Below are 24,791 nucleotides of genomic sequence, written 5' to 3'. Positions count from 1 at the left end.
GGTGGTCAGTTGGGGGCCGCCGTGTCCACGAGGACGTGGTGCGGGATGACGGCGCGCACCGCGTCGTCCAGGTTCAGCCCCAGGTCCAGGCCGTCCAGCAGCGCGGGCAGGTCGCCCCCGGCCACGCGGCGGGAACCGGGCCAGCTCTCCGGCACCCGCTCCGCCGAGGTGCAGGCGGGGACCAGCTGGCTGCCGTCGTCCAGCTCGGCGACGTAGACGGCCGGTTCGCCCGCGCCGTCCTCCGGGTCGTAGAGCAGCACGTCGGCGGCGAGCACCGCGGGCGCCAGCTCGGTGTCGGGGGCCTCGCCGGTGGCGATGCGGTGCAGCACCCGCTCCAGCTCGTTCACCGGTTCGGGCAGCGCGAAGGTGAGATCCGAGGGCTCGTACTCGTCGTTGTACTGGAACTCCGGGTCGATCTCGCCGTCCGCGTCGATGTGGAAGGCGCCCACGACGCCTTCCGGCGGCACGTCGTCCCCGGACTCCTGGTAGCCGGGGTCGACGATGTAGAGCCAGCTGTTCGGAGTCTGCCTGGCCTGCTCCCGCATCTCGTCGGTGATCGGCGGCGGTCCGGGGCGGTCGGGTTGCTCTGACATGGCGCTGGCGTCCTTCGTCGGCTGGGTGGTGGAGCTCGACCGGACGCGGCCGGCGCGATCGTCGCCGATCCCGCGGGTTCCTCGCCCGTGCGAGGTGTACCCATCGAGCCTCCCAGTTCTACCGGCCGGTGCCGGGTGGATCACCTGGCGGGTCCGTCCATCCCGGCAGGACGGTGCCGGGTCGCGCGGTGGCCGATCACGGATTCGCCGCCGCGGCAAGGGGTTCCGGCGATGTTCCGGGACCGGTGACGCTGGTCGCGGATCGATCTTTCCGAGGTGCCGGTCCGGTCGCGGGCGGGGCAGACTGGGCGGGCGGCGAGTTCGGGGAGGCGGTCGGCATGATCGGTCAGCGGGAAGCACTGCACCTGTTCGGGTGCGAGGTCTTCGACCCGGCGGGGCACCGCATCGGCATCGTCGGGCAGCTGTTCCTCGACGAGACCACCGAACAACCCGCGTGGATCACCGTGCAGACCGGCCTGTTCGGCACCAACGAGAGCTTCGTCCCGCTGGAGGGCGCCGCGTTCGACGGGGACACGCTCACCGTCTCGGTGCTCAAGGACACGGTGCGCCACGCGCCGCACGTGCGGCTCGACGACGGCGACCTGCTGCTGGAGCAGGAGCACGCGCTGTACCTGTACTACGGCCTGGAGTACGGGGTGGCACCCGCCGAACCGGCCGCGCCGGACGCGGACCAGGTCGTCGCGGAGGGCGAGCTGCCGCAGGAGTACGTGGAGGCGGTGCGGCTCAAGCTCCGCCGCTGGGTCGCCGCGACCTGATCCCCGGGCGCGATCCCGGTGCGGTTCCGGAGCGGATCCGGTGCGGTTCCGGGCGCGTTCCCGGCGCCATCCCGGCGCCATCCCGGCGCCATCCCGGCGCGATCCGAGGTGTGACGCGTCCACCCGCTGGGAAATGCACTCCGTTCCCGGGACCGCGCAGCGCATTCTTCCGAGGCCTCCCCGAATGGCGCAACGAGCGGGGGATCTCCTTTTCGGGACCGCCGCCGGGGACCGATTCGTGCCGCCATCGGGGTGAACGGGCCGCTCCCCGCCGCCCATTCTGCGCGCTGCGTGCTCGCCGGCTCATCCGCTCGCCGGTGCGCCGCCAGTCTTGCGAACCAATTCGGGGAAATGGCGAATGCGGTGCGCTGAGTGTCGAACAGGCGTTGAAGTCGCAGGTAGGAAGGGTGTTGACGATTTTCCGGCCTGCGTCGTTGAATGGTGCTCCCACGTCCGCGCAAGGGTTTGACCACTAATCGCCAAGTGCGCAAATCCGCTTGTCCCCGTGGCTTACGTTCCGTTTTGCACCATCAGATCGCCGTTCGGCCTCACCCGGGCGGCGCTGAAGGAAGAGGGACCATGACGAAAATGCTCTCCCGAAGCAGGATGGCCGGAGCGGGAATCACCGCCGCCGCGCTCGTGTTCGCCGGTGCCCCGGCGTTCGCGGCGCCGACGCTCGCCCCGCTGACCTTGCACCCCGAAGCGGCGGTGCTGTCCGCGGACGGCGCCGCCGACTCCTACGTCGTCGATCTCCAGGACGGGCAGGACCCGGCCGCGGTCGCCGCCGAGCTCGGCGTGCGCACCGACCACCTCTACACGCACAGCCTGACCGGGTTCTCCGCGGAGCTGACCCCCGAGCAGCTGCGGGCGGTGCGCGCGAGCCACGACGTGGAAGGCGTGTCGCAGAACTTCCGCATCCAGGTCGAGCAGCCGCAGCGGCCCGCCGAGGTCGGTTCGTGGGGCCTGGACCGGTTGGACCAGCCGAACCTGCCGCTCGACGGGAACTACGCGCCGAACGGCACCGGTGCGGGCGTGACGGCCTACATCGTCGACACCGGCATCGACCCGACCCACCCGGACTTCGAGGGCCGCGCGTCGATCGGCTTCGACGCGACCGGCGGCGACGGTGCCGACGGGCACGGCCACGGCACCCACGTGGCGGGCACCATCGGGTCCGCGACCTACGGCGTGGCCAAGGGCGCCGACCTGGTCGGGGTGAAGGTCCTCGACGACAACGGCAGCGGCACCACCGCGGACATCATCGCCGGGCTGGACTGGGTCGCCCAGGACGCCGACGGTCCCGCGGTGGCGAACCTGTCGCTGGGCGGCAGCAAGGATCCGGCGCTCAACGAGGCCGCCACGGGCCTGGTCGACGAGGGCGTGTTCCTGGCGGTCGCGGCGGGCAACGAGGCGCAGGACGCCGAGAACGTCTCCCCGGCCAGCGCGGAGGGCGTGTTCACCACGGCGGCCTCCGACGAGACCGACGCCTCCGCCGAGTTCACCAACTTCGGCGCCACCGTCGAGGGCTACGCCCCCGGCGTGGACATCGTGTCGCTCGCGCCCGGTGGCGGGACCGCGACGTTCAGCGGCACCTCGATGGCCAGCCCGCACGTGGCCGGGGTCGCGGCGCTGCACCTGGCGGCGAACGCGGGCGCCGCGCCCGCGGACGTGATCAGCGGGTTGCAGGGTTCCGCGTCGGCGGACGTCATCGGCGGCGCCCCGTCCGGCACGATCGCCGACCTGCTGCAGACCGGCGAGCTGTGAGTTGATCGGACCGGTCCCCGCCGCCGCGCCGGAGGCGGGGACCGGTGCGCGCCGCGGGTTGGCACGTTCAGCGGAGGGGCCGCGACCGCCGAATGGTGTTCGACAAAGGTTGAGCGGTGCCCTACGGCAAAAGTGGGTTCCCGGGACGATCTCAAGCTGGTTACGGTATCGATCGAGGGGGCCGCTCGCTGCCTCTCGCGGAACTGGTCCAGACCAAGATCGACTGGGCCCCGCCCGCGAAGGCACGTCACGAAGGGGTGTGCCGTGTTATCCGGATACACCGAGGCGCCTGAGCGCGCACAACCGACCACGTCGGAGCTGCCCGGCCGGACCAGGCCCGCGGCGACCGACGCGGAACGCGCGGTGCGCTCCCAGGTCGAAGCGCGCGAAGCCGTCGTTTCCGTCGCCCACGCGGCCAAGGCCCAGGCGGGCGGCTCGGGCGGAGTGCTCCAGGTCGTGCACGGGGCCCGCCGCGTCGGCTGGGCCGCCTACGAACTCCAGCGCAGCGCCACCGAACTCGTGCAGGGCGTCGCGAAACCGCCCTACGCCGCCACCGGATCGCTGGACTCGCTGGAATCCCGCAAGCTCGCCGAGGGCGTCGCCTACCAGGTGCTCTACGACCGCTCGGCGCTCGCCCGCTCCCCGCAGCTGGAGCTGACCTCGCGGCTGGTGGCGCTCGGCGAACAGGCCCGCGTGGTGCACGTGGCGCCGACGAAGATGATCGTGGTGGACAACGAGGTGGCGCTGCTGCCGCTGACCACCACGGAGCACACGGTCGAGAGCGCGGTGGTGATCCGCAGTTCCGCCATGCTCGTCGCGGTGATGCGCATCTTCGAGGACATGTGGCGGTTCGCCGCCCCGTTCACCTCCGAGCAGGAACGGCTCGTCGGCGACGACCAGCCCTCCGAGGAGGAGCGCTGGATCCTGTCGCTGCTGGCCTCCGGCGCCACCGACGACACGATCGGCAGGCTGATGGGCTTCAGCGCCCGCACCGCCCACCGGCGGGTGCGCGAACTGATCGCCCGACTCGGCGTCGAAACCCGGTTCCAGGCGGGGATGCAGGCCGTCAAGCTCGGCTGGCTCTGACCGGACGGCCCGCCCGCCGCGTCCGGCGAACGGGCCGCGGCGGATCAGCCGCACAACGCCGAACCGGTCACCTCCGCCAGCAGCGGCGAGTCGATCTGCGCGTTGGTCAGCACCGAGGCGTTCCCGCCGTCCTCGGTCACCTCGGTGAGCGAGAGGTAGCCCTCGCCGGAACCGCTGTGCCCCCAGGCCGCCCCGCCGCAGGCCAGCGGCCTGCTGATCAGCCCGAGGCCGGCCGCGTTGCCGCCGCCCTCCGGGATCGGCACCGTCCGCTTCATCTCGGCGAGCGCGGCGGGCGAGGTGAGCTCGCCGTCGAGCAGCGCCCGGTAGAACCGCACCAGGTCCCGCTGCGTGGAGATGATCGCGCCGGAGGTCGCGGACCGGGACGGCTCCGAGTTCGTCGTGACGTCGAACCACAGGTCGAACGGCGGCACCCGCCCGCCGCGGTACCCGTTGACCCGCGGTTCCGGCACGGACCGGTCGCCCGCCGCGGGGTACGTGGTGTCCGCCAGCCCCAGCGGCCGGATGATCCGCTCGGTGAGGGCGGTGCCCACCGGCTCGCCGGTGATCCGCTCGATGAGCATGCCGAGCACCAGGTAGTTCGTGTTGGCGTACACGAACTCCCCGCCGGGCTCGTGCACCGGCGGACTGCTCAGCCCCGCGCGCACCAGGGATTCCAACGAGTAGGTCCCGTCCGGCCCCGGTCGCGGATCGGGTAGTCCGGCCGGGACCCCGCTGGTGTGCTGCAGCAGGTGCCGGACCGTGATGGCGCCGCCGTCGTAGCCGACGCCCGCGACCACGCCGGGCAGGTAGCGCTCGATCGGCGCGTCGAGCTCGACCGAGCCCTCGTCGACCAGCTGGAGGACGGTGGTGGCGGTGAATGTCTTGGTCTGGCTGTAGGCGCGGAAGTGGTCGGTGGAGCGCAGCGGCCGGGCGGTGCCCACCTGGGCGGTGCCCGCGCTCAGCTCCCAGCTCCCGGCCGGGTCCCCGCCGTGCACGCCGGCGCCCGGGCCGGTCTGCGCCTGGTAGGCGTTGAGCACGTCCTGGACGTCCGGCGGCGCGGCCTGCGCGGCGGTGCTGCCCACCAGGGCGGTGACGACCACGGCGGTGAGCGCCGCTCGGCGTGCGGTGCGAATGCTGCTCATTCCGGTTCCCCTCAGCGGATGGTGCCGTCCCCAGCAGGGGCCGCGCCCGTCCGGTGCGCCCCCTCCGACAGCAGAGCCGGAGCCTAGGGACGGCGCGGTGCGCCTCCGGTGCGTTCGGCCGGAACCGGCCGGGGTTTCGCCCGGTCGGCCCAGCGGTGCGGGCTCGGGAAGAGCTCCGGGCGAGTCCTAAGCTGGCCGCATGCCTCCACGTCGGCGGGTCGACCCGCACGAACTGCGCGCGGCGATCGACGCGGTCGCCCCGTGGCTGGCCGACGAGGCGCGGCGCCCGGCGCGCGCGGAGACCGCGGCCGCGGTCCGGTCGAGCCTGCGCACCTTGGAGGAGATCGCGCCCGGCCGCACCGTCGAGGTGCGGGTGCCGCCGTACGCCGCCGTGCAGTGCGTCGCAGGCCCCGAGCACACCCGCGGCACCCCGCCGAACGTGATCGAGACCGATCCGCGCACCTGGCTGCTGCTGGCCACCGGTGAGCTGGACTTCGCCACCGCGGTCGAGGACGGCCGGGTCAGCGCCTCCGGGTCCCGGGCCGACCTCACCGCGTGGCTCCCCCTGGTCCGCGCGTCTTGACCGAATTCTTTCCGGCTCTTGTTGTGGAGCACTGGGGTGGCGGAACCTCGCCGCCTGCCTGTGAGCCTGCCGACGGGTCCTCGGTCGTTCCCCTGTCAGCGGCGAAGCCGCTGAGCGGCGACCACCAGAGCAAGAGGAGAACCCGCCACCCCGGTGCTCCGCAGCACCAGTGAGTCCTCGGTCAGTGCGCCGACTTCAGCAGCACGACCAGCAGGCCCAGCCCGATGAGAACCAGGACGAGCACCGCGCGCTTCCACCACGGCAACCGCGTGCGCCGCACCGCGAGCACCGCGAACACGCCCATCGTGGCGACCAGGAACCAGATGCTCGTCCACGTCGCCACCGCGAACGGCACCCGGCCCAGCGCCGAGCCGACCAGCAGCAGCACCGGCAGCACCGCGGCCTGCAGGATCTGCCCGGAGGTGCGCAGCATCCGCGCCGGGTGCAGCGGTTCCGCCACCACTTCCCGCACGGCGAGGTGCGCGACGTACTCGGAGAGCAGGCTCGCCGCCCACAGCCCGCCCGTGGCCACCACCACGTCCAGCACCGCCGTCCACGGCTCCACGTGCTCGCCGGGATGCCGCACGAGCACCAGCAGCGTGCTCAGGCAGGCGATGGAGCCGTAGATCCGTTCGCGCAGCACCGAGGCGATGTGCTCGGCCCGGGCGCTGTCGCTGCGTGAGGTCATGGCGACGTTTCTAGCCGCAGGCCCGGGGAACTCGGCCCGCGGGCCGAACGGCCGGGGGCGCTGCTCCGATCGGCGGCCGCCCGAGGACCGGTCGGCGCAACGCCCGCTGCGAGTGCTGCCCGCGCGGCCACCTCGGGTGAGCGGGCGGGTGCGGACGGGGGTGGCCACCGCGATGACCGGGTTCACACCGGTGGCACGCCCTCGTCGAAAGTCCTGCTCAACGGGGGTGCTCGTCGTGGTTCGCGGAGGCGGCCGGTCATCCGGCCTTCGACGCCCGTTTACACTGAGGCGTAACTCCGACTCCGTCCTCCAGGGAGTTCTCGGTGGTCTTCGACCGGCCAGACGGCAGTGTTCCCGCTACCTCCAGCGCTCCCGGTTCGGGCGGCGCCCCCGAACCGCCCGCCGATCCGTTCGAACAGGACGTGCCGCACGAGGAGTGCGGGGTCTTCGGTGTGTGGGCTCCTGGCGAGGAGGTCGCGAAGCTGACCTTCTACGGGCTGTTCGCCCTCCAGCACCGCGGCCAGGAAGCCGCGGGCATCGCCGTCGGCGACGGCTCGCAGGTGCTGGTCTACAAGGACTTGGGCCTGGTCAGCCAGGTGTTCGACGAGCAGGTGCTCGCCTCGCTGCGCGGCCACGTCGCCGTCGGGCACAACCGCTACTCCACGACGGGCGGCGCGAGCTGGGAGAACGCCCAGCCGACCTTCCGCACCACCGCCTCCGGCAGTGGTCTCGCGCTGGGCCACAACGGCAACCTGGTGAACACCGCGGAGCTGCGCGAGCGGGTCGTCGCCGAGGGCGTCGACACCGTGTCCGCGAACAGCTCCTCCCCGGCCTCCGCGTGCGACCGCGCCACCACCGACTCCGACCTGGTGTGCGGGCTGCTCGCCGCGCACGCCGCGGACAAGGGCATCGAGCAGGCCGCGATGGACCTGTTCCCCACCGTGTCCGGCGCGTTCTCCATGGTCTTCTCCGACGAGTCGACGCTGTACGCCGCCCGCGACCCGCAGGGCGTGCGCCCGCTGGTGCTGGGCAGGCTGGAGCGCGGCTGGGTCGTGGCCAGCGAGACCGCGGCGCTGGACATCGTCGGTGCGTCCTTCGTCCGCGAGGTCGAGCCGGGCGAGCTGCTCGCCATCGACGCCGACGGCCTCCGCTCGCAGCACTTCGCGCACCCCAAGCCGAAGGGCTGCATCTTCGAGTACGTCTACCTGGCCCGTCCGGACACCACGATCTCCGGCCGCTCGGTGAACAGCACCCGGGTGGAGATCGGCCGCAAGCTGGCCCGCGAGCACCCCGTCGAGGCCGACCTGGTCATCCCGGTGCCGGAGTCCGGCACGCCCGCGGCGATCGGTTACGCGCAGGCCTCCGGCATCGACTACGGCAACGGGCTGGTGAAGAACTCCTACGTGGGGCGCACCTTCATCCAGCCGTCGCAGACCATCCGGCAGCTCGGGATCCGGTTGAAGCTGAACCCGCTGCGCGAGGTCATCCGCGGCAAGCGCCTGGTGGTCGTGGACGACTCGATCGTGCGCGGCAACACCCAGCGCGCCCTGGTGCGGATGCTGCGCGAGGCCGGGGCGATCGAGGTGCACGTCCGGATCGCCTCGCCGCCGGTGAAGTGGCCGTGCTTCTACGGCATCGACTTCGCCTCCCGCGCGGAGCTCATCGCCAGCGGCACCGACACCGACGGCATCCGCCGCTCCATCGGTGCCGACTCGCTCGGCTACGTGTCGCTGGACGGGCTGGTCACCGCCACGGAGCAGCCGCGCACCCGGTTGTGCGCGGCCTGCTTCGACGGGAACTACCCGATCCCGCTGCCGGAAGAGGCGCAGCTCGGCAAGTACCTGCTCGAAGGCGTGGCGGGCAGTTCCGAGAAGGGCGTCGCCGGACCGGCCGAACCGGTCCTGTCCAGCGGTTACGGCGGAGCCGACGCGCTGCGCAGGCCCTGACCGGCCGCGGCGGCACCGGGCGCGCCGCGTAGCGTGGTGCCGCCCTCCGGCCGGGCTGGTCCGTCCGTGGCCCGCAGCCGGGTGGAAGCGGAAATCCGCGCGACGGAACGGGTACCGGCGGGTACGCCTGTGGTAGGCAAGGGGCAGGGCCGTTGTGGGATGGCCCACAGCGCTCGCGCCGCCGACCGCGAGCCCACCAACGTTGAACGCACACCAGATGTGGAGTCAGTCGTGTCCGAAGACCTGCTCGCAGGCTCATCCGCCGAAGCTGAGAAGGCCACCTACGCGAACGCGGGGGTGAGCATCGAGGCAGGCGACGAAGCCGTGCAGCAGATGCTGCCCTGGGCGAAGCGGGCGAGCAGGCCGGAAGTGCTGGGCTCGCTCGGGGGCTTCGCCGGCCTCTTCCAGCTGAAGCTGGACCGGTGGACCGAACCGGTGCTGGCCTCCTCCACCGACGGCGTCGGCACCAAGCTCGCCGTGGCGCAGGCGATGGACAAGCACGACACGGTCGGCCTCGACCTGGTCGCGATGGTCGTCGACGACCTCGTGGTGTGCGGCGCGGAACCGTTGTTCCTGCAGGACTACATCGCCGTCGGCAAGGTCGTGCCGGAGCGGATCGCCGACCTGGTGAAGGGCGTCTCCGAAGGCTGCCTGCAGGCCGGTTGCGCCCTGCTCGGCGGGGAGACCGCGGAGCACCCGGGCATGATGGCGCCCGGCGAGTACGACATCTCCGCCACCGGCGTCGGCGTCGTCGAGGCGAGCGGGATGCTCGGCCCGGACAAGGTCCGGCCCGGCGACGTGGTGATCGGCATGGGCTCGTCCGGGCTGCACTCGAACGGCTACTCGCTGGCCCGCCACGTGCTGCTGGAGCTGGCCCGGATGCCGCTGACCGGCCACGTGGAGGAGTTCGGCCGCACCCTCGGCGAGGAGCTGCTGGAGCCGACCCGCATCTACGCGAAGGACTGCCTGGCGCTGGCCGCCGAGACCGAGGTGCGCACCTTCGCGCACGTCACCGGTGGTGGCCTGGCCGCGAACCTGGCGCGGGTGGTGCCCGCGGGCCTCACCGCGGTGCTGGACCGCGGCAGCTGGACCCCGGACCCGGTGTTCGGCCTCATCGCGCAGCGCGGCCGGGTCGAGACCGAGGAGATGGAGCGGACCTTCAACATGGGCGTCGGCATGGTCGCCGTCGTCACCGCCGAGGACGTGGACCGGGCGCTGGCGGTGCTGACCGCGCGCCACGTGCCCGCCTGGGTGCTCGGCGAGGTCGCCAAGCAGCCCGCGGTGGAGGACGCCGCCGAGGACCAGCGCGTCGTCGTCCGGGGCAACCACCCCCGCTTCTGAGGACTTGACCCGCGGGCCGCGACCGAGCACCACGGTCGCCCCCCGCGGTGCGTCCGGGGCCCGCTCTGGCCCGGCCCGGCATCGCCCGGAAAAGTTCGCGGAGCCGGGAATTCCGCAGTGGACCCGCCCGTTGTACGGGGTGGCCGGTGTGCGCGTGCCCCCGGGCTCCATCACGAGCCTGCAGGGAATACCGTTCGGCTGGAGCCTTGCAGCGCCATCCGCCGAGAGGCGGCCCGCACACCGGCCCCTACTCGTCCGGCCCGCCGGAGTCCGATCGGGAACGAAAAAAGTGCGCCGGCGGACCGGCGCACTCATCTCGTGTTCTCGTGGCGTGTTCGGCGATCACGCGCTCACCAGGCCGTCGGCACCGCTCGCCGACATCCGCACGACCTGTTCCGCCCGGACGGAGCGCATCCAGCGGATGCGCGCCGACCGGGCGATTTCGACAGGACCACACAGCTGGTGCCTCTCGCCCACGGAACGACTGCGGGAACGCAACGACGCTACCTGCGACACAGAACACCGAGTGGACGAAGCTGAAGCCGTCCACCCGGTGTGCACGTGCCGTCAACGCCGGTAGTCGTCGTACCCGTCGTCGTATGTGTCGTCGCGGTCCTCCTCGGACCATTCGCCAGGCGGTTCCGTGGACAGCTCCCGCTGCAATGCCTCGACGTCCATGGTGGGGGAGCTGTACTTCAGCTCGCGGGCCACCTTCGTCTGCTTGGCCTTAGCCCGGCCGCGCCCCATGGCTCGACCCCCTCGCGCAGGGTGTGCGGGGTGGCCAGGGGAACGGCGACCCCGCATGATCTCGACAACTTTTCCTGTAACTACCGTACCGTGCCGATGCGGTTCTACGCGACGTGGTGCCCTGGAGAGTCTCCGTGTCGCGCGTGACCTTCCCCCCAGATCGCGGATCGGCGGTCCGCGATCGTCGAGGCCCCCGGCTCGCCGTCCAACGCGGGCAGCCGAAGGCACCATCGGGGCGCATGGCACGATACTCGCGTGCCTGAACCGTTCGTCGCCTACCTGAGGGTGTACGAACCCTTGTCGTCGATCGATTCCCCGTTGCGCGAGCAGCTGGCCGCGACCCTGGAGCGGGGAGCGCTGGAACCGACCGTCGCGGCGACCAGGGAACAGGACCAGTGGCTGCGCACCCAGGTGTCGGCTCCGCCGAAGCTGCTGCCCGACGAGGGCACCGGCGCGCATTCCGGTGATGTCCTCACCCTCGACCCCGAGTCCGTGCCCAGCGGTCCTGCCGCGACCGTCGGCCCCGGCCCGCTGGTGTGCCCGCTGGACCTGCGCGGCAGGTCCGCTGCGGCGCTGGTCGGCTTCCTCGGCGCGGCCGAGCTGCCGCTGCGCTCCGCGGTGCTGTCCCTGCCGGTGGAGAAGGCGAAGAGCCAGGCCAGCGCGGTGGTCAGCGAGCTCGCCGAGAACGCGGTGCACGTGCTCTCGTCCACCTGGACCGTCCCGCTGCCGTGGTTCGTGCTGGTGGACCCGGTGGAGCGGGAGGCCGGGAACTCGGACGGCACCCGCCGGGTGTGCTGGCGGGTCGCGATGGCCGACGCGCGGCGCCGGGTGGCGCGGGCGCACTCCGTCGCGCGGGACTCCATCGGCGACGGCGGGCCCACCAAGATCCTGCGCGAGACCGGTCGCTGGCTGGAGCGGTTCCACCCGCACTCCGCGGTGGAGCTGGACTACGGCGGCCTGGTGCAGATGATGAGCGACAGCGACCTGGACGCCGACACCTCGGCGGAGGACGTGCACGCGATCATCGACGCGATGGAGTCCGGCGACACGGTGGAGGTCGGCGAGCGCTACGAGGCGCTGCGCGACTTCTGGTCCGAGTTCGCCGCCCGCGAGCGCTACAACTGACCGCTGCCGCTCTCCCGCCGCGAGGGATCCTCAGCGGTGGCAGCGGATCTCGCCGTTGAGGACGGCGAACCAGGCCACGTCGGCGTCGATCCACTCGCGCCAGCCCGCGCTCAGCCGCTCCAGTTCGGCGCCGGTGGCCAGCCCGCGCTCGACGGCCTGGGTGGCGAAGGCCGAGTTCCGCACCCGGTCCGCCCACAGGCCGCCCCACCAGGTGCGTTCCTCGGCGGTGGCGAAGCACCAGGCGGAGGCGGTGGCGTCGACCTCGCCGAACCCGGCTTCCCGCGCCCACCCGAGCAGCCGCCGCCCGGCGTCCGGTTCGGCGTCGTTGCCGCGCGCCACGCGGTGGTACAGGTCGAGCCAGTCGGTGAGCGCGGGCAGCTGCGGATACCAGGTCATCGCCGCGTAGTCGGCGTCCCTGGCGGCGACGATCCCGCCGGGCCGGCAGACCCGCCGCATCTCGCGCAGCGCCGCGACCGGGTCGGTGAGGTGTTGCAGCACCTGGTGCGCGTGCACCACGTCGAAGGAGCCGTCGGCGAACGGCAGCGCGTACACGTCGGCCACCTGGAACTCGGTGTTGGCGGGCGCGCCCGCGCTCGCCTGCTCGACGATCTCGGCGGCGTTGTCCACGCCGGTGACGTGGCCGGGGGCGACGCGCTCGGCGAAGTCGTGGGTGATCGTGCCTGGTCCGCAGCCGACGTCGAGCACCGCGGCGCCGGGGGTCAGGTCGGCGAGCAGGTAGGCGGCGGAGTTCTCCGCGGTCCGCCAGCGGTGCGAGCGCAGCACGCTCTCGTGGTGCCCGTGCGTGTAGACGTCAGCCATCACTGCTCCCAAGAAGTGGGAAAATGAGTCCAGAATATGAGTCTACGGTGCGGATCGCGCGCACGACGAGCACGCCCGGCACCTCCGAGGTACCGGGCGGACCCGCACTCCTGCTCAGTCCACGGCGCCCGCGATGACCCGCAGCACGCCGACCTGCTCGCCGCCGCCCAGCACCGGCTGCTCGGCGATGCGGTCCAGCTCGTCCCCGGCCACCCGCACGCCGAAGGCGCGCAGCACCGCCACCGCCACCGGGCCGCGGGCCCGCGAGGCGCCATCGCTGATCTTCACCGCGGCCGCGCGCCCGTCCGGCAGCGCCAACGCGAGCACGCCCTCCGCGCCGATCTTCGACAGCAGCCCCGGCACCGCGGTCATCAGCGCCGTGTCGTCCCGGTCCGTGCCCGCCACCAGCCACGGGTGCGCGCGCATCGCGTCCGCCACCCGGCCGGCGTCACCACCCGCGGTCACCACGCCGCGGAACACCCTGGCCAGCCCGAGCAACGAGATCGCGAACAGCGGCGCTCCGCAACCGTCCACGGTGGTCAGGTCGATCGGATCGCCGGACAACTCGGAGATCACCTCCCGCACGCCCCGCTGCAGCGGATGCGCCGGATCCAGGTAGCTCTCCACCGGCCAACCCCGCTGCACGCAGGTCGCCAGCATCGCCGCGTGCTTGCCGGAGCAGTTCATCGCGAGCCTGCTCGGGCCGATGCCGTCGGCCAGCCGGTGCTCGCGGGTCGGTCCGTGGCCCGGCAGGTCCGGCGGGCAGCGCAGCGCGTCCTCGTCCAGGCCGTGCCGGCGCAGCAGCGCCAGCGCCCGCTCCACGTGCCCGGGCTCCCCGTCGTGCGAGGAGGCGCCCAGCGCCAAATCCGCGTCGTCCGGCAGGTCCAGCCCGGCGCGCAGCATCGCCAGCGCCTGCGCGGGCTTCACCGTGGAGCGCGGGAACATCGGCGACCGCACGTCACCGGCGGAGCGCAGCACCGAGCCGTCGGCGTCCAGCAGGACCACCGATCCGAAGTGGACCCCCTCGCGCAGCCCGCCGCGCACCAGCTCGACGAGCGGGGCGGGAGCGGTCACGGGCGGTCCCGCTCCGCGGCCAGCAGGTCGTCCACCGAGGCGGCGCCCTCGCGGTAGCGGCGGGCGATCTCGCCGTTGAACCGGTCCACCACGGCCTGCACCTCGCGGCGCCGCTGCGAGACCGAGTCCTCCTCGCCGGTGTAGGCCGCCAGCGCGGTGTCCAGCTTGGCGTCGGTCAACGAGGTCACGTTCGACAGGTCCACGTCCGACACCAGCGCTTCCACGTGCCTGCGGTGCGCTTCGGCCCGCGACGGCTCGGTGGTCTGGTAGCGGCCGGAACCGGTGGCCGGGCCGACCGCGTTGTCGGAGAGGATGTTCACCAGCTGCTCCACGACCGAAGCGGAGCCGTCCTCGGTGCGCCTGCGCTGCTCGGCCCGCACGATGTCGATCCGCGCGTGCAGCATCCGCCGCAGGTACGACAGATCGGTCTCCTCCTGAGCGGCCTCGTCGCGCAGTTCGCGGACCTCGCCCAGTTCGCGCTGTTCGATCCCGTCGGCGTAGGCCGGGTCCAGGACCCGGTCGATCCGGCGGCGCCCACCGGGGCGGACTTCGATCACGTGCCCATCCTCCGTCGATCGTGCCCACCGGCACCCGATGCCCTGGCGGCATCGCGACGGCCGGTGCGGCTGGTGCGTCCAGTGTGCATGTCCTGCGAGTACTCCCGCATCACGTCTTGATCCCGAGCAGTTCGGCGGCGCGCTCCGGCGCCAGCGGCGGCCGCTGCGCGATCTTCGCGACGCCCGCGGCCCTGGCGACCAGTTGCGCGTCGTCCCGGGCCGGCGTCCCCGGCGCGTAGTCCGGGGTGTCGCCGCGTCCGATGCGGACGTGCGCACCACCGGCCAGCGCGGTCAGCAGCACGGGCAACCCGGCGGGTCCGACGCCCGCGGCGGTGCGGGCGGTTCCCGCGGGGACCTGATCCATTGCGGATGCGAACGCGGCGACCGCACCGGGCCCGTCACCGGTGAAGACCACCACGACGTGCGCGGGCTCCGGGACGTCCCGCAGCAGCGCCAGCTCCGCCGCGCCGCGGGCCAGGAGGTGCAGCGCCGCACCGCGCTCCGCCACGCCCGCCCGCAGCTCGCGGAGGAACTCGGCCGGCGCGTCCAGCGGCGCGCACAGCGCGTCCGCACCGCACGACAGCAGTTCGGCCGGCGTGGCATCGGGAGTCGCGGCGACGCGGGCCAGCAACCCGGCCCGGCGCACGGCCCGGACCGGCTCGGCCAGCGGAACTCCCGGCACCGGCGCCAGGTCCAGCACGGCGGCGCCGACGCGGGCGCAGTCCGCCGCGGTGCGCGCGAACCGGGCGACGACGTCGGAACCGGACTCGTCGCGGCCCGGGCGCGCCGGGGCGACGGCGAGGACCGCGCCCGTCGGATCCGGCGACCGTGTCATGGGGTGATCTTGGCACACCGGCGGCGCCGCGCAGTTGTTCCGATCCGTCAAATATCCCCTGTCAGGGTGACCGAATCCATCAGCATCACCCGGTGTGGTCGCCGGTCGGGGGCATCGGGTCAGCGGCCGCGAAGACCCTGCGCCGCGATCCGCCCCGGCGGCTCACCGGTGTCCGGCGGAACCGAGTCCGGATCGACCGCGGCGGCCACCGCCCGGCCCTCCGCGGCATCGCCCGCCACCAGCTCCACGTCCACCGGCGCGGTCCGCTTCAGCATCGCCAGCGCCACCGGGCCCAGCTCGTGGTGCAGCACCACCGAACCGACCCGGCCCACCTTGCGCTCGCCGTGCCACACCGGATCACCGGTCTCCGGGCGGATCTCCACCGAGCCGTCCAGGTGCAGCAGCACCATCCGCCGCGGCGGCTTGCCCACGTTGTGCACCTTCGCCACCGTCTCCTGGCCCCGGTAGCAGCCCTTCGCGACGTGCGCGGCCGTGTGGATCCAGCCCAGCTCGTGCGGGATCGCCCGCTCGTCGGTGTCCACGCCGACCCGCGGCCGCAGCGCCTCCACGCGCAGCGACTCGTAGGCCATCGTGCCCGCCGGGCGCACCCCCGCATCGGTCAACCGGGTCCACCAGTCCACCAGCGACTCGCGCGGCACCACCAGGTCCACCGTGTACAGCCCGCGGAACGGCACCGCCCGCGCGAACCCGCCACCGGGGAGCCCGGCCACCTCGTACGGCTTCGTCGGCACGTCGGTGACGCCCGCCTTGCCGAGCAGGTCCACCGCGTCCGGCCCCAGCACGCTCAGCAGCGCGAACTCGTCGGAGGCGTCGCGCGGTTCGACCTTCGACCAGAACCGCATGGCCTCCAGGTACTCCAGCAGCGGCTGCCTGCCGTCCACGCCCATCGACGGCAGCGCGCTGGACGCCTGCGCGTCCGCCTCGGTGTCCAGGTAGACGACGCCGTCGTGGTGCGCGAGCAGCAGGTGGCAGTCGACCCGCCCCTGGCTGTCCAGCACCAGCGCCTCGGTCCCCCGGCCCTCCGGCAGTTCGGTGAGGTGCTGCGAGAGCACCAGGTGCAGCCAGCTCAACCGCTCCTCGCCGGGCACCGCGATGATCCGGCGGTGCGAGCGGTCCACCACCACCGCCGAACGCGTCGCCGACCGCTGCTCGGCGAACGGGTCGCCGAAGTGCCACGCGACCCCCACGTCGAGCGAGGTGTCCAGCGAGGCCTCCTCGGGAGCCGCCACGGCTCCGGGCAGCTCCAGCAGGGGTGAGTTCATCGTGTCTCCTCGACCGCGCGCTCCGGATGGTCGGCGCCCTCGGGGCCGCGGCACGCGCGGCACGTCCCCGACAGCGCCAGGTGCGTGGCGTCCAGCTCGAACCCGCGCCGCCGCCGCAGCAGCTCCGCGAGGTCGTCGAGCAGGTCGCACGGCACCTCGTCGATCTCCCCGCACCGGTGGCACACCAGGTGCACGTGCTCGTGCTCGTCCGCCGAGTACGTGGGAGCGCCGTGCCCGAGGTGGGTGTGGCGCACCAACCCGATCTCCTCCAGCACGTCCAGGGCACGGTAGATCGTCGTGATGTTCACCGCGTGCGCGGTGTCCCGCACCTGGCGGCACACCTGCTCGGGGGTCGCGTGCCCCAGTTCGCGCACGGCGTCGAGCACCAGCTGGCGCTGCGGGGTGACCCGCAGGCCGTGCCGGTGCAGTGTGGTGCGCAGCGATCCCTTCTCACCCACTGCTGGCTCCTGTGCTCGAAGGCGGCGGCTCGCCTCCGATCGTATGCCCCGCACCCCCGGCGCCCGTCCGCGAACTCCCCTCGCGCGGACGGCGGGTGCCGCCGCTGATCGCGGGACCGGGCCCGCCCGCCGGGGCCCACCCCTGCGCGGCACCGGCCCGCGGCAGGGCGCCTAGGCTGCGGGTATGCGTGTACTGGCACTGCTGGACGGGACCTTGGCCGATCCGGAGGCGCCGCTGATGCGCGCCGACGACCTGTCGGTCACCCGCGGCGACGGAATCTTCGAAACGATCTTGGTGGTGGCGCGGGAACCGCGGGAGCTGGGCCCGCACCTGGACCGCCTGGAGCGCTCGGCCGCGCTGCTGGACCTGCCCGCCCCGCCGCGCGAGGTGTGGGAGCGCGCCACCCGAGCGGTGATCGACGCGTGGCCCTGGGACGCCGAGCGCGAGATGGCCCTCAAGCTCGTGTGCAGCCGCGGCGTCGACGGCGGCGACGGCACCCCCACCGGCTTCGCCACCGGGTCCTCGGTGGGCGCCGACACGCTGCGCAAGCGCCAGGACGGCGTCTCGGCGGTCACCCTCGACCGCGGGATCGCGCCCGACCTCAAGGAACGGGCGCCGTGGCTGCTGCTGTCGGCGAAGACGCTGTCGTACGCGACGAACATGGCCGCGCTGCGCGAAGCGGAACGCCGCGGCGCCGACGAGGTCATCTTCACCGCCACCGACGGCTCGGTGCTCGAAGGCCCCACGTCGGCGGTCGTCATCGCCCGCGGCCGGACGCTGCGCACCCCGCCGCCGAGCACCGGGATCCTGCCCGGCACCACGCAGGGCGCGCTGTTCCGCGCCGCCGAGAAGGCCGGTTGGGAGACGCGGGTCGAACCGTTCGACCAGGCGGAGCTGCGCACCGCGGACGGCGTGTGGATGACCTCCAGCGTCCGGCTCATCACCCCGGTGAACGCGCTCGACGGGGTCCCGCTGGCGGTCGATCCGGAGCTGACCCGGGAGCTCACCGGCCGCTACGAATCGCTGTACTGAAGCGCGACGTGCCCCGCGGTGCGGCACCGCGGGGCACGTGCGAGATCGAGGGGACGTCAGCCGACGATGCGCTCCAGCTTCGCCGACAGCCGCGGCTGCAGCTCGTGCTCCGAGGTCGCGCGCTCCTCCACGTAGGCCAGCGACCCGTCGACGACGCCGTAGAGCCGGCTCGCCGCCGTCGCGTCCTCGCCGGTGGGGGTGCGGATCACCGCGTCCGTGGACAGCTCCCAGGTCGTCTTGCCCCGCGGTTGCCCGAAGAACATCTCCGAGACGCCGGAGCTGTGCACCAGCAGCAGTTCGATCGTGTCGTCCGGCTGCGGCCGCCAGAAGCCGACCTCGCGGAACGCGGGCTCCACCACGGAACCGCCCTCGCCGTCGAGCCGCCACGCCCTGCTCTCGTAGTAGAGGAACGGGCGCCCGTCGTGGGCGAAGGTGACCTGCTGCAGGAACCGGTAGCTCTCGTCCAGCGACGGGTGCGACGCCTCGCCCTCGCCGCGCCACACCCCGACCAGCGGCAGCAGCATCAAGCACGCGCTGTTCAGGTCGGGACCCTCGCGCAGGTTCGCGGTGTCACCGACGCCGGGCAGGTCGTCGAAGGTCGGAACGTTGCGGGACCGGGTCTTCTCGGCGCGCTCCGCGGCGGCCTGCACGGCCGCGTCGCCGCTGCCGGGCTCCGGCTGGTTGGACGTCGTGCTCATCGTTCGGAGATTACCCGCGGCACCCGCGCGCGAACCGCCGCGGGTCAGTCGTTGTACAGCCGGTACAGCACGTACCCGGCGAACCACAGGACCATCACCGTGGCGATGCCGAGCAGCGTGACGAGGCCGTAGTGCAGGAAAGGTATGAGTTCCACGCGCAAAGGATAACCACCGCGCGCACCACGTGGGGTGTGGCGTCGGGCATGATTCGCAGGCAGCAGACCGCCAGAACTGGGGGGAACCGGGCCGACATGACCGATTTCGACACGCTGCGCGAACGCGCGCTGGCCTTCCGCGAGGAGCTGCTCGCGCGCAAGGAGAAGATCGCTCCCGCCGAGTTCGACTGGTACCCGTACGACACGATGGCGAACATCTTCCACCTGGACCGGCTGCTCACCGGCCCGCAGCGGCAGGTGTTCGACCGGATCGCGGGCAGCCGGATCGCCGACATCGGTGCCGCCGACGGCGACTTCGGGTTCTTCCTGGAGCACGAGCTGGGCTGCTCGGTGGACGTGGTGGACAACCCGCCGACGAACTTCAACGGACTGCGCGGGGCGCGGCGGCTCGTCGAGGAGCTGTCCTCCGAGGTGCGGGTGCACGAGATCGACCTCGACTCGCAGTTCGCGCTGCCCGCGCAGCACTACGGGGCGGTGTTCTTCCTGGGGCTGCTCTACCACCTGAAGAACCCGTTCTACGTGCTGGAGGCGCTGGCCCAGCGGGCCGAGCTGTGCTTCCTGTCCACCCGGGTCGCGCGGCAGGCACCGGACGGCACGCCGCTGCGGGAGCAGCCGGTGGCGTACCTGCTGGACCCGGCGGAGGCGAACGACGACGCCACCAACTTCTGGATCTTCTCCGAGACCGGGCTGAAGCGGCTGTTCGCGCGCACCGGCTGGGAGATCGTCGAGTTCACCACCGTCGGCTGCGCGGACGGCTCCGAGCCGCCCCCCCCCGACCGGGACGAGCGCGCCTTCGCGCTGCTGCGCTCCACGAAGGTCTGACCCCCGCGAACGCCGGAGGGCCGGTACCCGCGCGGGGTACCGGCCCTCCGGGAGCGGTCGGGATCAGGCGACCGCGATGTCCACCGGGTGCACGCCGGGACCGGACGCGGACACGTCCGACTGGCCCTTGCCGTCGCGGTGCAGCGCGCGCACCGTCCACGACCCGGGAGCCGCGTAGAACCGGAAGTCGCCCTCCGCCGAGGACACGACCTCGGCGGTGAACTCCCCGGTCGCGTCCAGCAGTCGCACGAACGCCCCGCCGACCGGAGCCGCGCCGGAGCGCACCTTGCCGGTCACCACGACCTGATCGGTGTCCTCGGCGACGGCCGTCGCCCCCTGCTGCGGCGCACCGCATCCGTCCAGGCTCATGTCACGCCTCCTGTTGGCTCGGGTTCGCGACCGGCACGCCCACCAGCGAGCCGTACTCGGTCCAGGAACCGTCGTAGTTCTTCACGTTCGCGTGCCCCAGCAGCTCGCGGAGCACGAACCAGCTGTGCGAGGAGCGCTCGCCGATGCGGCAGTAGGCGATGGTGTCCTTCGAGTCGTCCAGCCCGGCCTCGGCGTAGATCTTCTTGAGGTCGTCGTCGGACTTGAAGGTGCCGTCCTCGTTGGCGGTCTTGCTCCACGGGACGTTCACCGCCTGCGGGATGTGCCCGGCGCGCTGCGCCGACTCCTGCGGCAGGTGCGCGGGGGCGACCAGCTTGCCCGCGAACTCGTCGGGGGAGCGCACGTCCACCAGGTTCTTGGTGCCGATCGCGTCGACGACCTCGTCGCGGAACGCGCGGATCGAGGTGTCGGGGTCCTGCGCCTGGTAGCTGGTGGCGCCGCGGTTCGGCTCGTCCTTGACCAGCTGGCGGCCGTCGAGCTCCCACTTCTTGCGCCCGCCGTCGAGCAGCTTCACGTCCGAGTGGCCGTAGAGCTTGAAGTACCAGTAGGCGTAGGCGGCGAACCAGTTGTTGTTGCCGCCGTAGAGGATCACGGTGTCGTCGTTCGAGATGCCCTTGGCGGAGAGCAGCTTCTCGAAGCCCTCCCGGCTGACGAAGTCGCGGCGCACGTGATCCTGCAGGTCGTTGCGCCAGTCCAGCTTGATGGCGCCCGGGATGTGGCCGCCGTCGTAGGCGGTCGTGTCCTCGTCCACCTCGGCGAACACGACCTTGTCGGTGTTCAGGTTCTGTTCGGCCCAATCGGTGGAGACCAGGACCTCTGCACGGCTCATCGAGCGACTCCTTCTCGTTCTCGTTCCTTGCACGTGTGTTGCGGGCCCATCAGCGGGCCTCCTGCTTCACCGGCCCGAACCGGCGCAGCACCAGGTACAGCTGGCAGCCCAGGCAGTAGCCGAACGCCGCGTTCAACAGCGCCGCGACCAAGGCCAGCGCGTTGGCGACCATGCCGAGCGTCGTCCACTCCAAGGCGTATCCGGCGGTGGCGACCACCGCGAACGCGAACCCGACCCCCTGCGAGAAGCGCACCGGCGCCGGCGACTCCCGCTCCGACTCCGGGATGGCGCGCAGCCGCGGCGCCACCGCCGAGCGGTACACCGCGCCCCACGGGTTCAGGCCCATGCCGACGAAGGCGCACAGCGCGAACAGGACCGTCTGCACCGCGAGCACCCGCCAGCTCCCGGTGACCAGGCCGATGGCCAGGATCACGCTGGTGATGGCGGCGGTGAAGCGGATTCCGCGCGGGTCGAGGGTGGCGGGCATGGGCATCCTCCGTTGGCTGGACCGACAGGGTGGACCGGAGCTCGGGAACCGGCTGATCGCCCGGCCCGGCCGGCGGTGCGGGATGCGGGCTGCTGCGCGGGGAAGGTTCCACCGCGAGCGCCGCGCGCATCGTTCACCGCCCGGTCAGCGCTCCGGACACAGGCTGCTGCCCACGCGGCAGAAGTCCACCGCGCGCCGTCGGGTCAGCAGTACGCGCACGGCTCGGAGGCTACCCGTCCCGACCGATCGGCGGGAAGAACGTTCACTGGGTGAGACGCACCGCTCGGTCTGCCGCATCGACGCGCGGCCGAGAACCCGCAGCTCAACGTCGGTGCGGGGCACGTGTCGGGTGGTGTGGCGGAGATCGCCGGACGCGGCGCCCACCGGGTTTCCCAGCATCCGGGCGATCATGGCAGGTGCGGGCGCAGCGCGGCGGTGAGCTCGTCGCGGCGGGGCACGCCGCCGACCCGGAACAGCTCCCGCCCGGCGGCGTCCAGCGCCAGCGTCGTCGGCGTGCGGTGCACCCGCAGCGGCGTCGACCACTCGGGGTGGTCGGTGAGGTCCACTTCGACGTGCCGCATCCCCTCGGTGCGCTGCGCCAGGTCGGCCAGCAGGATCCGGGTGTGCCTGCACGGCGCGCAGAACGTGGTGGACAGCTGCAGCAGCGTCACCCCGGCTCCGCCGAGGTCGCCGAGCCGGGTGCGCAGGCCTTCGGGCAGGTGGTCGGACACGTCGGGTGCAACGCCCGCGGGCTCGCCGGTCTTCCCGGAGCCGCGATCGTCCTCGGTGGCGGTCGCGCCGCGGTCCGCGCCCGCCGCCCCGAGCCGCCCGCTCGCCGGCCGCACCCGGCCTTCGCGGGAACGCCACCAGACGCCGAACGCGAGCGTCGCGGCGACCACGACCAGTAGCACGATCCAGCCGGTCATCCCGTGGTCACCCCGCCGGCGCCGATCGTCACGTCCTCCGCGGTGCCCTCCATGACCAGCGCGCCGCGCTCCACCCGCACCGCGGTGGGCCGCACCTCGAACGGCAGCACGCCCGGGTCGATGGTGGTGGTGAACTGCTGCAGGATCGACTTCTCGAAGACGTCGCCGAGCGGGATGTCCGACAGCGCCTGGTCGGCGATGTCCAGCTTCTTCGGTTCGATGGTGAGCTGGCCGTTGAGCAGCGACAGCACCGCGATCACCTTCACCCGCACGTCGTTGCCCGCGATGTCCAGCGACCCGTCCAGCGCCACCTTCGCGCGGCTCCGATCGCTCGTCCCCGTCCCGGCGGTGCCGCTGGAACCCTCGTTGGCGTCGTCCGCCGGTTCGTCGAGGGCGTCCTTCGGCGCCGGGTTGATCGTCAGGTCGGTGATGCCGATGAAGCGCCCCACGTCGGAGGCCTTCAGCTTCACCCGGCCGACCAGCTCGTCCACCTGGATCTCGTTCGCGGTGCCCCCGACGACGTCGCTCAGCGGGACGCGCGCGTGGTGCAGGTTCGCCTCGACGCCGAGCTCGCTGAGCCGGCCGACGCGGACGGCCTTCGCCGCGAGCTCCACGTCCCGGTAGTCCCCGGCGACGGCCTGGGTGAGGAACGGGAAGCCGTGCACCCGCACCGACGGGTCCTCGTCGAGCTCCAGCTGCTCGCGGACCTGCTGCGACACCTGGTACTCGGCGATCGACGCCGCGCCGTAGTCGGCGACGACCAGCAGGCCGAGGACGAGGAGCAGCGTGACGACGAGCTTCTTCACCGCGGGCGGTCCGTTTCTCTCGTGAGCGGATGGCGTGGTCGGGGTGATCCGGTGCGGTTCACCTTCGCACCTGAGCACCGGACGCCGACAGGTGTCCTGGACAACATCCCCCGGAACGCCCGCTCAACCGCGCTCGGCGCACCGCTCGACGGCGGTGCGGGCCCAGCGCGCCATCCGGTCCACCAGCTCCGGGGTGGTCGCGCTCTCCGCGTGCCGCATGCCCCGCTCCAGCCACAGCTCGCCACCGGCCGCCGCGTGCAGGGCCTCCGCGTCGGACACCGGGAAGTAGTGGTCGTCGGTGCCGTGCACCAGCAGCGCCGGGGTCGGCGCGAGCAGCGGTGCCAGTTCGATCGGCGAGGCCGGGACCTCGGCCCACTCCTCGCCGAGGCGCACGCCCAGCAGCCGTGCCGCCCACCGGCCGTGCGGCTGCTCCAGCAGCCAGTGCACCCGCCGCATCGCCGGGGTGTCCCGCACCCACCAGCGCGCGGGCCCGCTCACCGAGATCATCGCGTCCGGCCGCTCCGCCGGTCCGGCCAGCGCGGCCTGGCGCAGCGCGACCGCGCCGCCGAGCGAGAACCCGACGCTCACCACCCGCCGGTGCCCGAGCTCGCGGAGCCGTTCCAGCGCCGCCGACATGTCCGCGACCTCGGCGGGGCCGACCGAGCTTGCTCCGCCGGAGCGCCCGTGCCCGCGGAAGTCCACGGCGAGCACCGCCCCGTGCTCGGCGAGCCGCCGCAGCACCGCCCGCACCGCCGGTTTCCGGACGTGGTTGGTGAAGCCGTGCCCGACCGCGAACGCCACTCCGGCGCTGCCCGGGCCGCTCAGGTACTGCCCGCGCAGCCGCACCCCGTCCGAGGTCGAGAGCGTGATCGGCGTCGGCCGAAACATCGGCGCAACACGGGTTCGCGTTGCCTTCACAAATGTGATGCCGTCCGGTTCACCTGGGGTTTTCGTGCTCATGAGGGGTATTGTGCTCGGCATCCACAGGCAACGAAGCCGGGTCGTCCGGTCTGTCGCGCCGTCCGGTCGGCCTCCGCGAGCCGCCGCTTCGGTGATGGCCCTGGGACGGGAGGCACCCCCACATGAGTTCCGAACTGCTGCTGCTGACCAGCGATCTGAACGGTGAAGCCGCACTGCCCGCACTGGCGCTGCTGCCGCACCGGGTGCGCGTCCTGCCCCCCGACCCCGGAGCGATCCTCTCCGCCGGAACGCACGACGTGGTGCTCGTCGACGCCCGCACCGACCTGGCCGGGGCCAGGGACCTGTGCCGCGTCCTCGCCGCCGGGGACGCCCCGGTGATCGCGATCGTCAACGAGGGCGGGCTCGTCACCATTAGCGCCGAGTGGGGTGTGGACGACATCCTGCTGCCGACCAGCGGCCCCGCCGAGTTGGACGCCCGGATGCGGCTGCTCACCACCCGCCGGGCGGGGGAGAGCGCCACTGCCGACGGTTCGCTGTCGGTCGGCGACCTCGTGATCGAGGAGGCCACCTACACGGCGCGGCTGAAGGGGCGGGCGCTGGAGCTCACCTACAAGGAGTTCGAGCTGCTCAAGTACCTGGCGCAGCACGCGGGACGGGTGTTCACCCGCGCGCAGCTGCTGCAGGAGGTGTGGGGCTACGACTTCTTCGGCGGCACCCGCACGGTCGACGTGCACGTGCGGCGGCTGCGGGCGAAGCTCGGCGCCGAGTACGACTCGATGATCGGCACGGTGCGCAACGTGGGCTACAAGTTCGTCCGCGGGGCGCTGCGCCACCCCGACCTCCGGCAGCGCCGGGGGCTGCTCGGCGGGCAGCACGACCTGTCCGATGT

Annotated in this window: 27 protein-coding genes; 10 read left to right on the top strand and 17 right to left on the bottom strand. The window is 72.8% G+C overall.

Going from position 1 to position 24,791, the window contains the following annotated elements:
• Positions 1–5: 5 nt before the first annotated feature.
• Entirely contained in the window at positions 6–593 is a 588-nt protein-coding gene (locus LCD33_RS20080; protein WP_224958021.1) for a type VII secretion system-associated protein, read from the bottom strand.
• Positions 594–931: 338 nt separating this feature from the next.
• Here LCD33_RS20080 and LCD33_RS20075 point away from each other — a divergent pair, with 338 nt between their 5' ends.
• The 3 genes from LCD33_RS20075 to LCD33_RS20065 all read left to right on the top strand — a co-directional run bounded on the left by LCD33_RS20075 (position 932) and on the right by LCD33_RS20065 (position 4,219).
• Entirely contained in the window at positions 932–1,369 is a 438-nt protein-coding gene (locus LCD33_RS20075) for a PRC-barrel domain-containing protein (protein WP_224958019.1), read from the top strand.
• A 579-nt stretch (positions 1,370–1,948) separates the two neighbouring features.
• Positions 1,949–3,133: a S8 family peptidase gene (locus LCD33_RS20070; RefSeq protein WP_224958017.1), complete on the top strand. Its 1,185-nt coding sequence runs from the start codon at positions 1,949–1,951 to the stop codon at positions 3,131–3,133.
• Positions 3,134–3,397: 264 nt separating this feature from the next.
• A complete protein-coding gene (locus LCD33_RS20065) occupies positions 3,398–4,219 on the top strand; it encodes a DNA-binding response regulator (protein WP_224958015.1) in 822 nt (273 codons plus the stop codon).
• 44 nt (positions 4,220–4,263) lie between these two features.
• Here LCD33_RS20065 and LCD33_RS20060 read toward each other — a convergent pair whose 3' ends face one another.
• Complete coding sequence (locus LCD33_RS20060) at positions 4,264–5,361, bottom strand: serine hydrolase (protein ID WP_224967709.1); 1,098 nt, start codon at positions 5,359–5,361, stop codon at positions 4,264–4,266.
• A gap of 199 nt (positions 5,362–5,560) precedes the next feature.
• Between LCD33_RS20060 and LCD33_RS20055 the strand changes: the two genes are divergently transcribed.
• On the top strand, positions 5,561–5,944 hold the full coding sequence (locus LCD33_RS20055; protein ID WP_224958013.1) for a sterol carrier family protein: 384 nt from the start codon (positions 5,561–5,563) through the stop codon (positions 5,942–5,944).
• A gap of 181 nt (positions 5,945–6,125) precedes the next feature.
• Here LCD33_RS20055 and LCD33_RS20050 read toward each other — a convergent pair whose 3' ends face one another.
• Positions 6,126–6,632 (bottom strand): hypothetical protein, encoded by a 507-nt coding sequence (locus LCD33_RS20050; RefSeq protein WP_224958012.1) that lies wholly within the window; start codon positions 6,630–6,632, stop codon positions 6,126–6,128.
• Positions 6,633–7,054: 422 nt separating this feature from the next.
• On the opposite strand from LCD33_RS20050, the gene purF reads away from it, so the two are divergent.
• Together purF and purM are read left to right on the top strand one after the other, a co-directional pair.
• On the top strand, positions 7,055–8,578 hold the full coding sequence (gene purF, locus LCD33_RS20045; RefSeq protein ID WP_224958060.1) for an amidophosphoribosyltransferase: 1,524 nt from the start codon (positions 7,055–7,057) through the stop codon (positions 8,576–8,578).
• Between the two features lie 231 nt (positions 8,579–8,809).
• Positions 8,810–9,919, top strand: a complete 1,110-nt coding sequence (purM, locus tag LCD33_RS20040) for a phosphoribosylformylglycinamidine cyclo-ligase (protein WP_224958011.1) — start codon at positions 8,810–8,812, stop codon at positions 9,917–9,919.
• 567 nt (positions 9,920–10,486) lie between these two features.
• On the opposite strand, the gene LCD33_RS20035 is transcribed toward purM, so the two are convergent.
• On the bottom strand, positions 10,487–10,666 hold the full coding sequence (locus tag LCD33_RS20035; protein ID WP_224958010.1) for a DUF3073 domain-containing protein: 180 nt from the start codon (positions 10,664–10,666) through the stop codon (positions 10,487–10,489).
• A 255-nt stretch (positions 10,667–10,921) separates the two neighbouring features.
• Here LCD33_RS20035 and LCD33_RS20030 point away from each other — a divergent pair, with 255 nt between their 5' ends.
• The gene (locus LCD33_RS20030) at positions 10,922–11,791 is read left to right on the top strand and encodes a hypothetical protein (RefSeq protein WP_224958009.1); all 870 of its coding nucleotides are present in this window, start codon (positions 10,922–10,924) and stop codon (positions 11,789–11,791) included.
• Between the two features lie 30 nt (positions 11,792–11,821).
• Here LCD33_RS20030 and LCD33_RS20025 read toward each other — a convergent pair whose 3' ends face one another.
• The 6 genes from LCD33_RS20025 to LCD33_RS20000 all read right to left on the bottom strand — a co-directional run bounded on the left by LCD33_RS20025 (position 11,822) and on the right by LCD33_RS20000 (position 16,817).
• Complete coding sequence (locus LCD33_RS20025; protein WP_224958007.1) at positions 11,822–12,610, bottom strand: methyltransferase domain-containing protein; 789 nt, start codon at positions 12,608–12,610, stop codon at positions 11,822–11,824.
• 114 nt (positions 12,611–12,724) lie between these two features.
• Positions 12,725–13,684 (bottom strand): asparaginase, encoded by a 960-nt coding sequence (locus LCD33_RS20020; protein WP_224958005.1) that lies wholly within the window; start codon positions 13,682–13,684, stop codon positions 12,725–12,727.
• Positions 13,681–14,241, bottom strand: coding sequence for an aerial mycelium formation protein (locus tag LCD33_RS20015; RefSeq protein WP_224958004.1), 561 nt, complete (start codon positions 14,239–14,241; stop codon positions 13,681–13,683). The genes LCD33_RS20020 and LCD33_RS20015 overlap by 4 nt, the downstream gene beginning before the upstream one ends.
• A 109-nt stretch (positions 14,242–14,350) precedes the next feature.
• The gene (locus LCD33_RS20010; protein WP_224958003.1) at positions 14,351–15,076 is read right to left on the bottom strand and encodes a 3-keto-5-aminohexanoate cleavage protein; all 726 of its coding nucleotides are present in this window, start codon (positions 15,074–15,076) and stop codon (positions 14,351–14,353) included.
• Between the two features lie 119 nt (positions 15,077–15,195).
• Positions 15,196–16,359 (bottom strand): folate-binding protein YgfZ, encoded by a 1,164-nt coding sequence (locus tag LCD33_RS20005; protein ID WP_224978143.1) that lies wholly within the window; start codon positions 16,357–16,359, stop codon positions 15,196–15,198.
• A complete protein-coding gene (locus LCD33_RS20000; protein WP_224958001.1) occupies positions 16,356–16,817 on the bottom strand; it encodes a Fur family transcriptional regulator in 462 nt (153 codons plus the stop codon). The genes LCD33_RS20005 and LCD33_RS20000 overlap by 4 nt, the downstream gene beginning before the upstream one ends.
• 184 nt (positions 16,818–17,001) lie before the next feature.
• On the opposite strand from LCD33_RS20000, the gene LCD33_RS19995 reads away from it, so the two are divergent.
• Positions 17,002–17,850, top strand: coding sequence for an aminodeoxychorismate lyase (locus LCD33_RS19995; RefSeq protein WP_224958000.1), 849 nt, complete (start codon positions 17,002–17,004; stop codon positions 17,848–17,850).
• Positions 17,851–17,906: 56 nt separating this feature from the next.
• Here the strand turns inward: LCD33_RS19995 and LCD33_RS19990 are convergent, their stop codons facing one another.
• Positions 17,907–18,548: an FABP family protein gene (locus LCD33_RS19990; RefSeq protein WP_224957999.1), complete on the bottom strand. Its 642-nt coding sequence runs from the start codon at positions 18,546–18,548 to the stop codon at positions 17,907–17,909.
• Positions 18,549–18,799: 251 nt separating this feature from the next.
• On the opposite strand from LCD33_RS19990, the gene LCD33_RS19985 reads away from it, so the two are divergent.
• Positions 18,800–19,546 carry a methyltransferase domain-containing protein gene (locus LCD33_RS19985; protein ID WP_224978142.1) on the top strand — a complete coding sequence of 249 codons (747 nt, stop codon included), beginning with the start codon at positions 18,800–18,802 and terminating at the stop codon, positions 19,544–19,546.
• Between the two features lie 63 nt (positions 19,547–19,609).
• Here the strand turns inward: LCD33_RS19985 and LCD33_RS19980 are convergent, their stop codons facing one another.
• The 6 genes from LCD33_RS19980 to LCD33_RS19955 all read right to left on the bottom strand — a co-directional run bounded on the left by LCD33_RS19980 (position 19,610) and on the right by LCD33_RS19955 (position 23,869).
• Complete coding sequence (locus LCD33_RS19980) at positions 19,610–19,915, bottom strand: DUF1416 domain-containing protein (RefSeq protein ID WP_224957997.1); 306 nt, start codon at positions 19,913–19,915, stop codon at positions 19,610–19,612.
• 1 nt (position 19,916) lies between these two features.
• Complete coding sequence (locus LCD33_RS19975; RefSeq protein WP_224957996.1) at positions 19,917–20,762, bottom strand: sulfurtransferase; 846 nt, start codon at positions 20,760–20,762, stop codon at positions 19,917–19,919.
• Positions 20,763–20,811: 49 nt separating this feature from the next.
• Positions 20,812–21,255: a DUF4395 domain-containing protein gene (locus LCD33_RS19970; protein WP_374108071.1), complete on the bottom strand. Its 444-nt coding sequence runs from the start codon at positions 21,253–21,255 to the stop codon at positions 20,812–20,814.
• A gap of 401 nt (positions 21,256–21,656) precedes the next feature.
• Positions 21,657–22,175: a thioredoxin family protein gene (locus tag LCD33_RS19965; RefSeq protein ID WP_224967711.1), complete on the bottom strand. Its 519-nt coding sequence runs from the start codon at positions 22,173–22,175 to the stop codon at positions 21,657–21,659.
• A complete protein-coding gene (locus LCD33_RS19960) occupies positions 22,172–22,981 on the bottom strand; it encodes an LmeA family phospholipid-binding protein (protein ID WP_224967713.1) in 810 nt (269 codons plus the stop codon). Before LCD33_RS19960 ends, LCD33_RS19965 begins: the two co-directional genes overlap by 4 nt.
• 123 nt (positions 22,982–23,104) lie before the next feature.
• Complete coding sequence (locus tag LCD33_RS19955; protein WP_224978141.1) at positions 23,105–23,869, bottom strand: alpha/beta hydrolase; 765 nt, start codon at positions 23,867–23,869, stop codon at positions 23,105–23,107.
• A gap of 194 nt (positions 23,870–24,063) precedes the next feature.
• Here LCD33_RS19955 and LCD33_RS19950 point away from each other — a divergent pair.
• The coding region (locus LCD33_RS19950) for a response regulator transcription factor (RefSeq protein ID WP_224978140.1) at positions 24,064–24,791 on the top strand (728 nt) is incomplete at its 3' end.

The sequence above is a fragment of the Saccharopolyspora sp. 7B genome (assembly GCF_020177435.1).
In the GTDB taxonomy this organism is placed as follows: Bacteria; Actinomycetota; Actinomycetes; order Mycobacteriales; family Pseudonocardiaceae; genus Saccharopolyspora_C; species Saccharopolyspora_C gregorii.
The sequence above is the reverse complement of the archived record's forward strand: the minus strand, read 5'-3'. Positions and strand labels throughout refer to the sequence as shown.

Coding starts and splice junctions, on each gene's coding strand:
- LCD33_RS19975 (WP_224957996.1), bottom strand. CDS start 20,762: ATGAGCCGTGCAGAGGTCCTGGTCTCCACCGATTGGGCCGAACAGAAC.
- LCD33_RS20025 (WP_224958007.1), bottom strand. CDS start 12,610: ATGGCTGACGTCTACACGCACGGGCACCACGAGAGCGTGCTGCGCTCG.
- LCD33_RS20075 (WP_224958019.1), top strand. CDS start 932: ATGATCGGTCAGCGGGAAGCACTGCACCTGTTCGGGTGCGAGGTCTTC.
- LCD33_RS19980 (WP_224957997.1), bottom strand. CDS start 19,915: ATGAGCCTGGACGGATGCGGTGCGCCGCAGCAGGGGGCGACGGCCGTC.
- LCD33_RS20010 (WP_224958003.1), bottom strand. CDS start 15,076: ATGACACGGTCGCCGGATCCGACGGGCGCGGTCCTCGCCGTCGCCCCG.
- LCD33_RS20070 (WP_224958017.1), top strand. CDS start 1,949: ATGACGAAAATGCTCTCCCGAAGCAGGATGGCCGGAGCGGGAATCACC.
- LCD33_RS20050 (WP_224958012.1), bottom strand. CDS start 6,632: ATGACCTCACGCAGCGACAGCGCCCGGGCCGAGCACATCGCCTCGGTG.
- LCD33_RS19965 (WP_224967711.1), bottom strand. CDS start 22,175: ATGACCGGCTGGATCGTGCTACTGGTCGTGGTCGCCGCGACGCTCGCG.
- LCD33_RS19955 (WP_224978141.1), bottom strand. CDS start 23,869: ATGTTTCGGCCGACGCCGATCACGCTCTCGACCTCGGACGGGGTGCGG.
- LCD33_RS19970 (WP_374108071.1), bottom strand. CDS start 21,255: ATGCCCATGCCCGCCACCCTCGACCCGCGCGGAATCCGCTTCACCGCC.
- LCD33_RS19995 (WP_224958000.1), top strand. CDS start 17,002: ATGCGTGTACTGGCACTGCTGGACGGGACCTTGGCCGATCCGGAGGCG.
- LCD33_RS19990 (WP_224957999.1), bottom strand. CDS start 18,548: ATGAGCACGACGTCCAACCAGCCGGAGCCCGGCAGCGGCGACGCGGCC.
- LCD33_RS20005 (WP_224978143.1), bottom strand. CDS start 16,359: ATGAACTCACCCCTGCTGGAGCTGCCCGGAGCCGTGGCGGCTCCCGAG.
- LCD33_RS20035 (WP_224958010.1), bottom strand. CDS start 10,666: ATGGGGCGCGGCCGGGCTAAGGCCAAGCAGACGAAGGTGGCCCGCGAG.
- LCD33_RS19985 (WP_224978142.1), top strand. CDS start 18,800: ATGACCGATTTCGACACGCTGCGCGAACGCGCGCTGGCCTTCCGCGAG.
- LCD33_RS20080 (WP_224958021.1), bottom strand. CDS start 593: ATGTCAGAGCAACCCGACCGCCCCGGACCGCCGCCGATCACCGACGAG.
- LCD33_RS20060 (WP_224967709.1), bottom strand. CDS start 5,361: ATGAGCAGCATTCGCACCGCACGCCGAGCGGCGCTCACCGCCGTGGTC.
- LCD33_RS20055 (WP_224958013.1), top strand. CDS start 5,561: ATGCCTCCACGTCGGCGGGTCGACCCGCACGAACTGCGCGCGGCGATC.